12 protein-coding genes and 1 pseudogene are annotated in these 13,762 nt (G+C 69.4%); 8 read left to right on the top strand and 5 right to left on the bottom strand.

Features of this window, described 5'->3' with window-relative positions; all coding sequences use genetic code 11:
* Window positions 1-38: 38 nt before the first annotated feature.
* A protein-coding gene (locus ACOZ90_RS13965; protein ID WP_422894254.1) for an IS3 family transposase occupies window positions 39-1,126 on the bottom strand; the annotation gives its coding sequence in 2 pieces (ribosomal slippage) (window positions 39-874 and window positions 874-1,126; 1,089 coding nt in all).
* A 148-nt stretch (window positions 1,127-1,274) separates the two neighbouring features.
* On the opposite strand from ACOZ90_RS13965, the gene ACOZ90_RS13960 reads away from it, so the two are divergent.
* Both ACOZ90_RS13960 and ACOZ90_RS13955 read left to right on the top strand, forming a co-directional pair.
* On the top strand, window positions 1,275-2,003 hold the full coding sequence (locus ACOZ90_RS13960) for a hypothetical protein (RefSeq protein WP_422894253.1): 729 nt from the start codon (window positions 1,275-1,277) through the stop codon (window positions 2,001-2,003).
* A gap of 115 nt (window positions 2,004-2,118) precedes the next feature.
* On the top strand, window positions 2,119-2,868 hold the full coding sequence (locus ACOZ90_RS13955; RefSeq protein WP_422894252.1) for a hypothetical protein: 750 nt from the start codon (window positions 2,119-2,121) through the stop codon (window positions 2,866-2,868).
* A 13-nt stretch (window positions 2,869-2,881) separates the two neighbouring features.
* Here the strand turns inward: ACOZ90_RS13955 and ACOZ90_RS13950 are convergent, their stop codons facing one another.
* Window positions 2,882-4,249 carry a glutamate--cysteine ligase gene (locus ACOZ90_RS13950; RefSeq protein WP_422894251.1) on the bottom strand — a complete coding sequence of 456 codons (1,368 nt, stop codon included), beginning with the start codon at window positions 4,247-4,249 and terminating at the stop codon, window positions 2,882-2,884.
* A 135-nt stretch (window positions 4,250-4,384) separates the two neighbouring features.
* Window positions 4,385-4,993, bottom strand: coding sequence for a ribosome biogenesis GTP-binding protein YihA/YsxC (gene yihA, locus ACOZ90_RS13945; protein WP_422894250.1), 609 nt, complete (start codon window positions 4,991-4,993; stop codon window positions 4,385-4,387).
* Between the two features lie 123 nt (window positions 4,994-5,116).
* On the opposite strand from yihA, the pseudogene ACOZ90_RS13940 reads away from it, so the two are divergent.
* From ACOZ90_RS13940 to ACOZ90_RS13925, 4 genes and pseudogenes are all read left to right on the top strand, one after another.
* A pseudogene (locus tag ACOZ90_RS13940) lies at window positions 5,117-5,962 on the top strand (c-type cytochrome); the annotation flags it as partial.
* A gap of 238 nt (window positions 5,963-6,200) precedes the next feature.
* Complete coding sequence (locus ACOZ90_RS13935) at window positions 6,201-6,836, top strand: thiol:disulfide interchange protein DsbA/DsbL (protein ID WP_422894249.1); 636 nt, start codon at window positions 6,201-6,203, stop codon at window positions 6,834-6,836.
* Between the two features lie 52 nt (window positions 6,837-6,888).
* The gene (locus tag ACOZ90_RS13930; RefSeq protein ID WP_422894248.1) at window positions 6,889-7,659 is read left to right on the top strand and encodes a thiol:disulfide interchange protein DsbA/DsbL; all 771 of its coding nucleotides are present in this window, start codon (window positions 6,889-6,891) and stop codon (window positions 7,657-7,659) included.
* 50 nt (window positions 7,660-7,709) lie between these two features.
* Window positions 7,710-8,492, top strand: a complete 783-nt coding sequence (locus tag ACOZ90_RS13925; RefSeq protein WP_422894257.1) for an endonuclease/exonuclease/phosphatase family protein — start codon at window positions 7,710-7,712, stop codon at window positions 8,490-8,492.
* Window positions 8,493-8,510: 18 nt separating this feature from the next.
* On the opposite strand, the gene ACOZ90_RS13920 is transcribed toward ACOZ90_RS13925, so the two are convergent.
* Window positions 8,511-9,305, bottom strand: a complete 795-nt coding sequence (locus ACOZ90_RS13920; RefSeq protein ID WP_422894247.1) for a sulfite exporter TauE/SafE family protein — start codon at window positions 9,303-9,305, stop codon at window positions 8,511-8,513.
* 126 nt (window positions 9,306-9,431) lie between these two features.
* On the opposite strand from ACOZ90_RS13920, the gene ACOZ90_RS13915 reads away from it, so the two are divergent.
* Window positions 9,432-11,360, top strand: coding sequence for a lytic transglycosylase domain-containing protein (locus ACOZ90_RS13915; protein ID WP_422894246.1), 1,929 nt, complete (start codon window positions 9,432-9,434; stop codon window positions 11,358-11,360).
* Window positions 11,361-11,410: 50 nt separating this feature from the next.
* Complete coding sequence (locus tag ACOZ90_RS13910; RefSeq protein WP_422894245.1) at window positions 11,411-12,643, top strand: multifunctional CCA addition/repair protein; 1,233 nt, start codon at window positions 11,411-11,413, stop codon at window positions 12,641-12,643.
* Between the two features lie 62 nt (window positions 12,644-12,705).
* On the opposite strand, the gene ACOZ90_RS13905 is transcribed toward ACOZ90_RS13910, so the two are convergent.
* Window positions 12,706-13,728 (bottom strand): aminoglycoside phosphotransferase family protein, encoded by a 1,023-nt coding sequence (locus ACOZ90_RS13905; RefSeq protein WP_422894244.1) that lies wholly within the window; start codon window positions 13,726-13,728, stop codon window positions 12,706-12,708.
* Between the last annotated feature and the right edge of the window lie 34 nt (window positions 13,729-13,762).

Here is a 13,762-nt window from a genome sequence, read left to right as displayed (position 1 = left end):
GGTAATCCCCCCATTTTTAGCAGTCGCCAGAAGTGGAGCTATGCAGCGAGTGCCAGCTTTTGGATCGGAGTGATGCCGCCGAGCGCCATATTCGGGCGTTCGTGATTGTAAGACCATAGCCAGCGTGTGGCCCTGTCCTGCACCTGATCGATCGTGTCGAACAGCGTTCGGGCCAGCCAGCCGTAGCGGACCGTGCGGTTGTAGCGCTCCACGTAGGCGTTCTGCTGTGGCTTGCCTGGTTGGATATGCTCGATCCGGATGCCCTGCTGCTCTGCCCAACCCAGCAGCGCGCCGCTGACGTACTCGGGACCGTTGTCGCAACGAATCGCCTTTGGCTTGCCGCGCCATTCGATGATCTGCTCCAGCGATCGGATCACGCGGGCCGACGGCAGTGACAGGTCGACCTCGATGCCGAGTCCTTCGCGATTGAAGTCATCCAGCACGTTGAACAGCCGGAAGCTGCGCCCGTCGCTGAGCTGGTCGTGCATGAAGTCCATCGACCAGACCTGGTTGATCGCTTCGGGCACCGCGAGCGGCTCGGGCTTCTCGCGAACCAGGCGCTTCTTCGGCTTGATCCGCAGGTTCAACTCCAGCTCCCGGTAGATGCGGTAGACACGCTTGTGGTTCCAGCCAAAGCCCTGCACGTTGCGCAGGTACAGGAAGCACAGGCCAAAGCCCCAGTCGCGATACGTCGTGGTCAGACGCACCAGCCAGTCGGCGATCAGGGCGTTCTCATCCGAAGCCTTCGCCTCGTAGCGATAGCACGTCTCACTGATCTGGAACGTGCGGCACGCGTGCCGGATGTTCGTTCGTCCGCCTGCAACCGCTTGTCGGGCCATCTCCCGGCGTTGAGATGGCCTCACCATTTTTTTGACAGCGCTTCCTTGAGCAGGTCGGTGCTGAGCTGGGCCTCGGCGTACATCTTCTTCAGCCGACGGTTCTCCTCCTCCAGCTCCTTCATCCGGCCGACCATGGACACCTCCATGCCGCCGAACTTGCTGCGCCACTTGTAGAACGTCGCCGAGCTGATGCCGTGCTCGCGGCACAGCTCCGGCACGGGCGTGCCGGCCTGGGCCTGCTTGAGCACGGCGATGATCTGGCTGTCGGTGAAACGGGACTTCTTCATGGAACCTCCTCGGGAAAGGGTACGAGAAAATTCCACTTCTGGCGTCAGCTAACCTGTGGGGGGATTACCCTCGCACCACGCATTACCATGGGCATCATCATCACTTGCATGTTGGCGGATACTCTCCAAACTTGGTGGAAGTTGAGCAATGAAGAAAATCCTGATTCTTACCACAATGGCCCTTCAAGGGTGCATGGCCGCCAACCCCGTCGACCCGCCCCTTCAAAGCCACATGGAAGCAGAGACTGCCGAAGCAGACGTCACGCATGGGCCCGACACGGAATCATGCGCCCAGCTTCTCGCGACCGTTGCGTTGCCAGACGACCACGAGAAGTTAAGCGCCTTCAACCTATTCAATGAGAATTCGCTGTCCGCCGATACGCCAGACCCTGCAGAGATAAATGTTCCCGCTAACAACAGGTCGCCTGCCTCAATTGCTTGCCTTCCACCGGACTACTTCAATTTCTTAAAAATCATAGAAGGGGAGCTGGTGGCAGGCACAAACGAGGATGTATCGCTGATCTCGGCCTGGCGCATACCTGATGACCGCTATTTCATGGCCTACCTTTACAAGGCCTATGTAGTAGAGGACGGAGAGGGCTCTTCAATCATTATTTCCGGAGTCATAGCAGACCCCAAAGGTGAACCACTGGCTTTCGCTGAGGAAATTTCTTCTTGGTACCAATATGAAGGGTCAGTCAGAATAAGGGACTTTTCCTACTCGAAAGGAAGGTTCGTTCAGACAGAGGAGGTTTTTGATCCGATCGAAGTGGATGAGATCGGGCGGCCAATTCAGTATTTGAGCAATGGAAAGGAGTCTGTGAAAGAAGGTCGTTTGACAGCAGATAGCTTCCCGACCCATCGACAAACTAATTGACCAGTTGGACTGAGCGCCGTGAAGAACCACAAGCCTCCACCAATCGTCCATTCCAAATAGCGGGTCATGGCCCAGTGATTTCCTCCTCAGGTGGCACGTTGCGAAGGAGCACCCCGTGACTCGACTGGCCCACGCTATTGGAGCAATCCGGCTCCCCACACTGGCCACTCTCGCAATTCTGGTCGCATGCTCAACGGGTTGCGCCGCAAAGATTGGCGCACCCTCAGGCATCACCGACCCATCGGGATCCACATCCAGACAAGGCGCAAAAAACGGCGCCCTCCAGCCTTCCTATCGAATCATCCCTCATCACCTGGAAGAACGTGGCACAAGCAACCAAGACCTTGATCCCCCATTGAAATTACTGGGCCGGGGAACGAGCGCCCGCATCGTTGACCTCGAGGGCAACATCCTCAGGAGCGGGGCCGTGGATGGATCCATCTATGGCCTGCAGATGAGCCCGAACAACGGCTTTGCGCTGATCAATAATGGCGACGCCAAGTTCACCGTGGCGCCGGTGGATGATCTGGATACGGGCCAAACGCTGCCAAGCGCGCCTCCGGAACCGCGCGACGCGACCGGATTCGGTTGGCGGTGGCTCAATGACCAGCATCTGTTGGGAAGCGCTGACCTGCCTTCAGCCGATACGGAGGGCAAGACAGCAGCGGAAATCGAAGGAACGCCGCCTCGTGCGACGCTTCTATACGTTTACCGGCTGGAAACCGGAGCCCTGACACCCGTGCATATTGACCCGACCCTGCCAGATACATTCATGGTGCATGACACGTCAGGCTGGAATGTCACCCTGCTCAGTCACGACGACCAGTTTGTGGGCGCCAAGGTCGAACAAGTCCCGGAGCCATGAGCTTTCCAGCCCCTCAATACGCAAACTCCCGAAACACCCGATCCACATCCCCGCCCCACTCCCCGTGGAACAGCTCCAGCTTCCTCTCGGCAGGCGTCTGCCCTGATTCGGCGAACTCGATCAGCGGCTCCAGGAAGCGCACCTCGTCGCTGCCCTGGTCGTTGAGCGACGCGCGCCGGGCCAGGCCGGCGGCGGATACCTGCAGCGCGCGGATGGCCAGATCCTGCACCTTGCCGCCGCGGAACGGCAGGCCCAGCGCCTGCCTGGGCACGCCGTCGCGCAGGGCGTTGCGCTCTTCGATGCTGAAGTCCTTCACCAGATCCCAGGCGGCGTCGAGCGAGGCGTCGTCATAGAGCAGACCGACCCAGAACGCCGACAGCGCGCACAGCCGGTTCCACGGGCCGCCGTCGGCGCCGCGCATTTCCAGGAACTTCTTCAGCCGCACTTCGGGGAAGGCGGTGGTCATGTGGTCTGTCCAGTCGGTGAGCGTGGGCAGCTCGCCCGGCAGCGCCGGCAGGCGCCCCTGGAGGAAGTCGCGGAAGCTCTGCCCGGCCACGTCGATGTGGCGCTCGCCGCGCTGCACGAAGTACATCGGCACGTCGAGGATGTAATCCACCCAGCGCTCGTAGCCGAAACCGTCCTCGAACACGAAGTCGAGCATGCCGGTGCGATCCGGGTCGGTGTCCGTCCAGATGTGCGAGCGGTAGCTGAGGAAGCCATTGGGCTTGCCTTCGGTGAACGGCGAGTCGGCGAACAGCGCGGTGGCCACCGGCTGCAGCGCCAGCGCCACGCGGAACTTTTTCACCATGTCCGCTTCGCTGGAATAGTCCAGGTTGACCTGCACGGTGCAGGTGCGGGTCATCATGTCCAGGCCCAGGTCGCCGACCTTGGGCATGTAGGCGCGCATGATCGCGTAGCGGCCCTTGGGCATCCACGGCATGTCGGCGCGCTTCCACTTGGGCTGGAAGCCCATGCCCAGGAAACCCAGCCGCAGCTCGTCGGCCACGGTCTTGAGCTCGAACAGGTGGTTGCCGACCTCGGCGCAGGTCTGGTGGATGTTCTCCAGCGGCGCGCCGGACAGCTCCAGCTGGCCGGCCGGCTCCAGGGTCACCGAGGCGCCGTTGCGCGAAAGCGCCACGGTGCGGCCGCCCTCCTGCACCGGGCTCCAGTCGTAGCGGGCCAGGCCGTTGAGCAGGGCCTCGATGCCGCGCTCGCCGTCGAAGGCGGGCGGGCGCAGGTCTTCCATCTGGAAGCCGAACTTCTCGTGCTCGGTTCCGATGCGCCATTGCGCGCGCGGCTTCTCGCCCGATGCCGGCACCGCCACCAGCTGGTCGCGGCGGGTAATCGGCTCTGCGTCACCGACCTGGCTGGAACTCGACATGGGTGGACTCCGGAGGGGAAACCTTCCCCGGCCGCAGGGGCCGGGAAGCCCGCGCATTTTACCGGTCGCGCCGGCCGCGTGGCGTTCCGGAACTGGAACACGGCAATGGTGGGGCTGGCGCCCGGGAGAGGCCCCCTACGCCAGATCCAGCCAGCCCTGGATCACCGCGCGGGCCTCGTCCACGCCGCTCTTTTTCAGCGCCGAGAACGTCTGCACGCTGACGCCTTCGCCATATTCGGCCTTCAGCTCCCGGCGTACCGCCTGCAGGGCGTTGGCAGCGCCGCCGCGGCCGAGCTTGTCGGCCTTGGTCAGCAGCGCGTGCGCGGGCAGGCCGCGCGCGACCGCATAGCCCAGCATCTGCCGGTCGTAGTCCTTGAGCGGGTGGCGGATATCCATCACCACCACCAGCCCGCGCAGCGCCTGGCGGGTTTCGAAGTAGCCGGCGATGAAGGCCTGCCAGTGCGCCTGCAGATCCTTGGGCACCTTGGCGTAGCCGTAGCCGGGCAGGTCGACCAGGTGGCGATCCGCATGCGGCTCCACCTGGAAGAACACCAGCTGCTGGGTGCGGCCCGGGGTCTTGGACACCCGCGCCAGCGCGTTCTGCTGGCAGATCGCGTTCAGGGCGCTGGACTTGCCCGCGTTGGAACGCCCGGCAAAGGCGACCTCGTAGCCGGCATCGGGCGGCAGCTGCGGCCGGTTGTGGGCGGACAGGTGGTAGCGGGCGCGGGCGAGCGGATTGGTCATCGCGCTAGGATCGCACGGCCCGGACGCCTGCGCCGGTTTGACCGCACTTGCGCCTGCCGACGATAATCCGGCGACCTGCCGGGCGCGCCGCGCCCGGCCTCTACGTGTTCCCGGAGCCTCGCAATGCGCCACGCTCGCGTTCTTGCCATCGCCGGACTGGCCGCCCTGACGGCCGCCGCGGTCGCCTACGCCCAGTCCACCACCGTGCCCCTGGAAGAAGAAGCGCCGGTGGAAGCCGCCCCGCTTGTGACCCAGACCGTCGCTGAAATTCTCGCCGACACCACCTGGGGCAACCCGGAGCGGGGCGCCGAGCTGGCGGCCACCTGCGCCGCCTGCCACGGCATGGACGGCAAGAGCACGGTGCGCGACATCTATCCGTCCCAGGGCGGGCAGAGCGAGCGCTACATGGCCCAGCAGCTGGCCCTGTACAAGACCGGCGAGCGCCAGAGCCCGATCATGGCGCCGTTCGCGCAGATGCTCAGCGGCCAGGACATGCGTGACGTGGGCGCGTACTACGCCACCCAGGCTCCCGACACCGGCCTGGCCGACGACAGCGTGGTCGAGTCCGGCGACTACGCCGGCCTGAAGTTCTACGAGATCGGCCAGCAGCTGTTCCACGGTGGCGACGCCAACCGCGGCATCCCGGCCTGCATGGCCTGCCACGGCCCCACCGGCGCCGGCAACCCCGGCCCGGCCTACCCGCAGGTCAGCGGCCAGCCGTCCTGGTACGCCGCCCAGCGCCTGCAGGAATACCGCACCGGCGAGACCATGCGGCAGGATCCGGCGCTGTTCCAGATCATGGCCCAGATCGCCGCCGACCTCACCGACGAGGAAATCCAGGCCCTGGCCAGCTACATGGAAGGCCTGCACCCGCGCCCGGACGCGGCCACCCGCGCCGCCATGGCCCAGGTCGCAGTCGCTCCGGAACCTGCGGCAGCAGCGCCCGCCGCCGCCGCGCCGGCCGAAGCCGCTGATGCGGACGCCCAGGCGCCGGCCGAGGCCGAAGCCGCGGCGGAAGATGCCGCACCTGCCGACGCGGCTCCGGCCGCGGACGCGGATGCCGAGGCCGCTCCGGAAACCACGGAGCCCGTCGAGCAGCCGTGAACTTTCACGCCTGCACGCGGTCAGAGCCTTCACAGTCTCCTTGAAATCATGTGCCGGCCGGAGCGTTTCGGCCGGCTTTTTTTTGCCCGGAGGCCCGCCCCCGATGAAAGCCCCCGTCCACTGGCTGCTGGCCCTGCTGCTCCTGCCGGCCGCAGCCCTGGCGCCCGCCGCCGCTTCCGCCCAGGCCCCGGTTGAGGGCCAGGACTACGTCCGCATCGCCGATGCCGGCCCCTGGCAGCCGCTGGAAGGCCGGATCGAGGTGGCCGAGATCTTCTCCTACGCCTGCAGCGTCTGCCATGAATTCCGGCCGATGCTCGACGCCTGGGCCAGGCGCCAGCCCGACGACGTGCGGGTCAGCCACGTGCCGGCCGCCTTCCGCGCCGGGGATCCCTACGCCACCGCGTTCTTCGCCGCCCAGGCCATTGGCAGCCACGAGACCGTGCACGCGGCCACCTTCGACGCCGTGCACCGCAGCCGAATCCTCGCCCGCAACGCCACCGTCGGCGAACTGGCCAGCTTCTACGCCGGCCTGGGCGTGGATCGGCAGCAGCTGGGCGCGGCCATGCAAAGCCCGGAAACCGCGGCCAGGGTGCAGGCGGCCCACGACTTCCTGCGCCGCAGCGGCGCCCAGGGCACGCCCACCGTGGTGATCAACGGCAAATACCGCGTCCAGGGCCGCACCCTGGGCGACGTCCTGCGCATCGCTGAACAGCTCATCGCCATCGAACGCGCGCCTTGATCCGGCGCCAACCCTCCCTCAGATACTGTCTGACACGCCAGAGAGCGCTCTTATGAAAATCCTTCGCCACGCCTTTCTTTCCCTGCTCCTGCCGCTGGCGCTGGTCGCCTGCGCCCAGCAGGACGACGCGACCCCCGCGGCAACCCCGGCGGCAACCGCCCCGGCCAGCGTCGAGCAGCCCGCCGCCCAGGCCCCGCAGGAACTCGCCCCGGTGGCGGGCACCCATTACGTCGAGATCGCCGATCCGCAGCCGTACCTGCCGCTGAACGGCCAGATCGAGGTGGTGGAAGTGTTCGGCTACACCTGCCCGGCCTGCGCCAGCTTCCAGCCGCTGATGTCGGCGTGGAAACAGCGCCAGCCCGACGACGTGCGCGTGAGCCATCTGGCGGCCCCGTTCGGCGGCTACTGGCAGCCGTACGCGAAGGCCTATTACGCCGCCGAGGCGCTGGATCTGGCCGACGCCACCCACCAGCCGATGTTCGATGCCATTCACCGCCAGCGCAGCCTGCCGGCGCAGGGCGTGACCAACGACGCCCTGGCCGGGTTCTACGCCGGCCACGGCGCGGATGCCACCCGCTTCGCCCAGGCCATGGAAAGCTTTGCCGTCAGCGGCCAGATGCGCCGCGCGCTGCAGTTCACCCAGCGCACCGGCGTGGAGGCCACTCCCACCATGATCGTCAACGGCAAGTACCGGGTGGTCAGCGGCCAGGACTTCCAGGACGTGCTGCGCATCGTCGATTACCTGGTCGAGCAGGAACGCGCCGCCGCCGGTGCGGCCGCGCCGGCAGGCGAGAGCGTCGAGCCGGAGGTCGCAGCGGAGTGAGCGCCGCGCCGGGCCAGGATGGGGCAATCAGGCGGGTGGCCGAGCGGGCCATGGCCGCCAACGCCCGCGAGCGCAAGCAGATCAAGCTGCTGAGCGCCAACATCCAGGCCGGCTCCAGCACCCGCCGCTACAGCGATTACGCCATGCGCAGCTGGTCGCACGTGCTGCCCGCGGGCGGCAAGCGCCAGGCGCTGGATCAGATCGCCGACCTGGCCGGCGGCCACGACATCGTCGGCCTGCAGGAGAGCGACCCGGGCAGCTGGCGCTCGGGCTTCACCAACCAGACCCACTACCTGGCCGAGCGCGGCGGGTTCGACTACTGGACGCACCAGCCCAACCGCAAGGTCGCCAACGTCGCCTCCAGCGCCAACGCGCTGCTCAGCCGCTATGAGCCGATCGAAGTCATGGATCACCCGCTGCCCGGCCGGGTGCGCGGGCGCGGCCTGCTGCTGGCCCGCTTCGGCGAGGGCGACGCCGGCCTGACCATCGCCGTGGCCCACCTGTCGCTGGGCGCGCAGTCGCGCAAGGCGCAGCTGGGCTACATCGCCGAGCTGCTCAGCGACTACCCCAACGCGGTGCTGATGGGCGACTTCAACTGCACCGCCGACCGGCCCGAGATGTCGGTGCTGTACCGGCACACCGCGCTGCAGCCGACCGACGGGCGCATCCACACCTTCCCCTCATGGCGCCCGCAGCGCGCCATCGACCACGTGCTGGTCACCAGCAGCCTGGCCGCCAACAACATGCGCGCCCTGCCCGCGGCGCTGTCCGACCACCTGGCCCTGTCGGTGGAGCTGGACGTGCCCGAAGAGGCCCTGCGCACCGCCGGCTGAGCCAGCTGGCAGCGGCGTTCACCACGCCGCCATGCCCAGCCCCACCAGCAGCATGAATACCGCGAACACCCGCTTGAGCGCCACCCCGCTGATCGCGTGGGCGATGCGCGCGCCCAGCGGCGCGGTCAGGATCGAGGCCGTCGCCACGCCCAGCGCCGCCGGCAGGTAGACGTAGCCGATGGCGTGTTCGCCCAGCGCGCCGGCCGGGGCCTGCAGCGCGTAGCCGGCGGCGCTGGCCAGGCCGATGAAGATGCCGCAGGCCGCCGCGGTGCCCACCGCGCGCACCGGCGCCACCCCCAGCCAGGTCAGCAGCGGCACGGTCAGGCTGCCGCCACCGATGCCCACCACCGCCGACACCGCGCCGATGCCGCCGCCGGCCAGCGCCATCGGCAGGCCGCGCGGCGCGGGCACCGCGTCACCCGGAGCCGCGCTGCGCGAGAACGCCATCTGCGCGGCAATCAGCAGGCAGTAGCCCACGAACGCCCAGCGCAGCACCGCACCGTCCAGGGCGATGGCGAAGCGGCTGCCCAGCCAGGCGCCGACCACCACCCCCGGCGCCAGCCAGGCCACGCTCGGCCACAGCACGCTGCCGCGGCGGTGGTGGGCGCGGCTGGACGACAGCGAGGTCAGCACGATGCTGCCCAGCGAGCTGGCCAGGGCGGCGTGCATCGCCGCCTCCTTCGGGATCCCGTACTGGGGCAGCAGCCAGGCCAGCGCCGCCACCAGCACCAGACCGCCACCGATGCCCAGCAGGCCGGCCAGGACGCCGACCAGCGCGCCCAGGGCGAGGAAGGTGAGCAGCAGGGTCAGCATCGCAGGGACAGATCGGAACAGGGGCGGCAAGGGTAGCGCAACGCCGGCCGGCGGCCGCCGCTGTGCGCGGCTTCACCGGCCCTTCGCTATAGTCGGCCGGGTGCGTTCGCCCATCCGGTTTTGCCCATGAAACGACTGCTTTTGACCGTCGCCCTCGCCGCGCTCGCGGTGCCGGGCACCGCCTTCGCCCAGTCCAACGACGCCCAGCTGCGCGCCGCGCTGGAGGCTGCCGCGCGCGGCCGGCCGGTGCCGCCGCACATGAGCTCGCACCCGGCGCACGGCTGGATCGAGTTCGCATCGCTCAGGCGCAACCTCGAATCCCTCCCCGGCGACCAGGCGCAGTCGTTCCTGGCCCGCCACGAGGGCCAGGCGGTGGCCGAATCGTTCCGCGCCGAATGGCTGCGCGCCCTGCACAAGCGCCAGGACTGGGCCGGCATCCGCGCCGCCTGGTCGCCCGAGGTCACCAACACCACCCTGCGCTGCATCGAGCTGGATGCGCGCCAGCGCCTGGGCGCCGCGGACGCCGCCTGGGACGCGCAGGTGCAGGAGATCTGGCGCTCCAGCGGCGACTCGCTGCCCGACCAGTGCGACGGCCCGTTCGCCGCGCTCGACGCGCGCGGCGCGCTGACCCCGGAGCTGCGCTGGGAACGGCTGGAGCTGGCGGCGGCGGAGTGGAACCCCGGCGTCATGCGCGTGGCCGCGCGCGGCCTGCCCGCCGGCCAGCGCACGCTGGCCGAGGACTACGCCGCCTTCGTCCAGGCCCCGCACGAGCGCGCGCTGAACTGGCCCAGGACAGAGCGCAGCCGGCTGGTGGCCTCGCACGGCCTGGCCCAGCTGGGCCGCAACGATCCGGACGCCGCCGAAGCCCGGCTGCCGCGCTACGCGCAGGCGCTGGAGTTCGACGAGGCCGCCAACGGCCGGGTGCTGTACCAGATCGCGCTGTGGACGGTGGCCTCCTACCTGCCCGACTCCGAGCGCCGGCTCAACCTGGTGCCCGCCTCCGCATACGACGAGCGCCTGCACGAATGGCGCGTGCGCGAGGGCCTGTCCCGCGGCGACTGGCGCGCGACGCTGGCCGCCATCGAAAAGATGGGCAACACACAGCGCGACAGCGCGCGCTGGACGTGGTTCGAAGGCCGCATGCACGAGAAGCTCGGCGACATGCGCCAGGCGGCCCGGCTGTTCGAAAAGGCGGCCACCGACGCCACCTTCCACGGCTTCCTGGCCGCCGACCGCCTCGGCCAGCCCTACGCGCTGTGCCCGCTGGACACGCCCGGCGACGCGTCCTCGTACGCGCGGGTCGCCAACGACCCGGCGATGGTGCGCTCGATGGCGCTGTTCCGCGCCGACCGCCCGGGCTGGGCCACGCGCGAATGGGCCCACGCCCTGGAGCGCTTCAGCGACGTGCAGCGGCAGATCGCGGTGAAGGTGGCGCAGGACAACGGCTGGTTCGACCGCGCGGTGTTCGGGCTGGGCCGGGAGCCGGGCGAAACCCGGCTGTACGCGCTGCGCTTCCCGCTGCACTACGACGCCATCATCCGCGCCGAAGCCGCCCGCAACGGCCTGGATCCGGCCTGGGTGGCGGCCAAGATCCGCGCCGAGAGCACCTTCAACCCCAACGCCCGCTCGCCGGCCGACGCGCGCGGGCTGATGCAGGTGCTGCCCAGCACCGGCGCGGCGGTGGCGCGGCGCAACGGCATCGCCTGGAACGGGGCCAACAGCCTGTACGACCCGGCCACCAACATCCGCATCGGCACTGCCTACATGGCCCAGCGCCGTGACCAGTACGGCTTCCCCTACATCGCCTCGGCCGCCTACAACGCCGGGCCCGCGCCCACGGCGCGCTGGCGCGAGCAGCGCGGCCACATGGATCCGGACATCTGGATCGAGACCATCAGCTACCGCGAGACCCGCGAATACGTGGCCCGGGTGATGGCCTTCAGCGTGATCTACGACTGGCGCCTCAACGATGCCGCCGTGCCCCTGAGCGAGCGCATGCACGGCCGCACCGGCGAGCCCAGCCGCCCGTTCGCCTGCCCCGCCCCCGCCGCATAGGAGCGCGCCATGCGCGCTCCTACGCGTGGGCGGTCGGGCATCATGGCGGCATGAAGACCTATCTCGTCGGCGGCGCCGTCCGCGACCGGCTGCTGGGCCTGCCGCCGGGCGACCGCGACTGGGTGGTGGTCGGCCAGACGCCCGAGGCGATGGCCGCCGCCGGTTTCCGTCCGGTCGGCCGCGACTTCCCGGTGTTCCTGCATCCGGATACCGGCGAGGAACACGCGCTGGCCCGCACCGAGCGCAAGTCCGCGCCCGGCTACCGCGGCTTCACCGTGCACGCCGACCCGTCGGTGACGCTGGAACAGGATCTGGAGCGGCGCGACTTCACCATCAACGCCATCGCCCAGGACGCCGACGGCGGCCTGGTGGATCCGTTCAACGGCGCGCGCGACATCAAACAGCGCGTGCTGCGCCACGTCGGCCCGGCCTTCGTCGAGGATCCGCTGCGGGTGCTGCGCGCGGCGCGCTTCATGGCCCGCTTCGCGCCGCTGGGCTTCAGCGTGGCGCCGGAGACGATGGCGCTCATGCGCGAGGTGTCCGCCAGCGGCGAGCTCGACGCGCTGGTGCCCGAGCGCACCTGGCAGGAGCTGTGCAAGGCGCTGCGCGCGGGCCGGCCCTCGGCGTTCCTGCGGACCCTGCGCGAGGCCGACGCGCTGGCCGCGGTGCTGCCGGAGGTGGACGCGCTGTACGGCGTGCCGCAGCGGGCCGAATACCACCCCGAAATCGACACCGGCATCCACCAGGAAATGGTCAGCGACATGTGCGCGCGGCTGGCCCCGGGCGACGACGTGGCCGGCTTCGCCGCCCTCACCCACGACCTGGGCAAGGCGCTCACGCCGCGCTCGAAGTGGCCGCGCCACATCGGCCACGAGCAGGCCGGGCTGAAGCCGCTGGAAGCGCTGTGCGAGCGGCTGAAGGTGCCCAACGCCCACCGCGAGCTGGCCCGCATCGCCTGCCGTGAGCACCTCAACGTGCACCGCCTGTTCGAACTGCGCGACGCCACCGTGCACGACCTGCTGGCCCGCTGCGACGCCTTCCGCAGGCCCGAGCGCATCGCCCCGCTGGCGCTGGTGTGCGAATCCGACCGCCGCGGCCGCCTGGGTTTCGAAGACGCGGACTACCCCCAGGGCCCCGAGCTGCAGCGCCTGCACGCCGCCGCCATGGCGGTCAGCGCCCGCGAACTGGCCGCCGAAGGCCTCACCGGCCCCCAGATCGGCCAGGCCCTGCGCAAGGCCCGCATCGACGCCATCGCCCGCACCCGCTCACCCGCCCCGCGCTGACTCCGCGACTCGCGTTGACCCCGCGACCCGCCCTACAGGGGGTCGGTCAACCAGAGGCGGGCTCAGGCCGCGCCGGGGCCCGCGCCCGGACCGGCATGCCGGTCGATGATCGCCCCCAGCTCCGACAGCTCCGGATAGGCCGGCACCACTTCCTGCAGATACCCCAGGAACCGCGCCCCGTCGGCCAGGTAGCGCGGCTTGCCGTCGCGGTAGTTGAGCCGGGCAAAGATCCCCAGCACCTTCAGGTGCCGCTGCACGCCCATCAGATCCACGTCGCGCAGGAACCGCGGCAGCTCCGGCACCGGCACCCCGGCGGCGCGCGCACGCGCGTGGTAGCGCGCCAGCCAGTCCCGCACCCGCTCCGGCTCCCAGCTGTGGAAGGCGTCGCGCACCAGGCTCACCGGGTCGTAGGCCACCGGGCCGCGCACCGCGTCCTGGAAATCCAGCACCGCCAGTCCGTCTTCCACCGGCATCAGGTTGCGCGGCATGAAGTCGCGGTGCACGAACACCTGCGGCTGCGCCAGCGCCGACCCGATCAGCACCCCGTGCACCCGCTCCAGCCCCGCGCGCTCATCCGCATCCAGCTCCACGCCCAGGTGGCGCCCCAGGTACCACTCGCCGAACAGATCCAGCTCGCGCTGCAGCAGCGCCCGGTCGTAGGCCGGCAGCGCGGGCGGCGGCGGCAGCGCCTGCAGGCGCAGCAGCTGCTCCACGGCGGCATCGAACGCCGCGTCCGGATCCACCTCGTCCACGGCCTGCAGCCAGGTGCGGCCACCCAGGTCTTCCATCAGCACGAACCCGGCCTCCTCGTCGCGCGCCAGCACCCGCGGCACGCGCACCCCGCCGGCGGCCAGCACCGCGTGCATCCGCAGCCACGGGCGCACGTCCTCCAGCGCCGGCGGCGAATCCATCACGATCACGCTGCCGCCCGCGGTCGCCGCGCGCCAGTAGGTGCGAAAGCCCGCGTCGGACGAAGCGCGCTCAAGCGCCAGTCCGGGCTCGCCGGCCGCGCTGCGCGCCCAGGCCAGCCGCAGCGCCGCCCGCGCCGCCTCCGGCGCCCGCGATGCAATCGAAATCACCGTCATCCAAAAGTCCTCATGCCGCAAAGATTAGCCCACC

This window comes from Luteimonas dalianensis, from assembly GCF_049339425.1.
Classification (GTDB): domain Bacteria; phylum Pseudomonadota; class Gammaproteobacteria; order Xanthomonadales; family Xanthomonadaceae; genus Luteimonas; species Luteimonas dalianensis.
Note: the sequence above shows the minus strand (reverse complement) of the source record. Positions and strands in the feature narration are given on the sequence as shown.

Coding starts and splice junctions, on each gene's coding strand:
- ACOZ90_RS13910 (WP_422894245.1), top strand. CDS start 11,411: ATGAAGACCTATCTCGTCGGCGGCGCCGTCCGCGACCGGCTGCTGGGC.
- ACOZ90_RS13950 (WP_422894251.1), bottom strand. CDS start 4,249: ATGTCGAGTTCCAGCCAGGTCGGTGACGCAGAGCCGATTACCCGCCGC.
- ACOZ90_RS13925 (WP_422894257.1), top strand. CDS start 7,710: ATGGCCGCCAACGCCCGCGAGCGCAAGCAGATCAAGCTGCTGAGCGCC.
- ACOZ90_RS13930 (WP_422894248.1), top strand. CDS start 6,889: ATGAAAATCCTTCGCCACGCCTTTCTTTCCCTGCTCCTGCCGCTGGCG.
- ACOZ90_RS13935 (WP_422894249.1), top strand. CDS start 6,201: ATGAAAGCCCCCGTCCACTGGCTGCTGGCCCTGCTGCTCCTGCCGGCC.
- ACOZ90_RS13960 (WP_422894253.1), top strand. CDS start 1,275: ATGAAGAAAATCCTGATTCTTACCACAATGGCCCTTCAAGGGTGCATG.
- ACOZ90_RS13920 (WP_422894247.1), bottom strand. CDS start 9,305: ATGCTGACCCTGCTGCTCACCTTCCTCGCCCTGGGCGCGCTGGTCGGC.
- yihA (WP_422894250.1), bottom strand. CDS start 4,993: ATGACCAATCCGCTCGCCCGCGCCCGCTACCACCTGTCCGCCCACAAC.
- ACOZ90_RS13905 (WP_422894244.1), bottom strand. CDS start 13,728: ATGACGGTGATTTCGATTGCATCGCGGGCGCCGGAGGCGGCGCGGGCG.
- ACOZ90_RS13915 (WP_422894246.1), top strand. CDS start 9,432: ATGAAACGACTGCTTTTGACCGTCGCCCTCGCCGCGCTCGCGGTGCCG.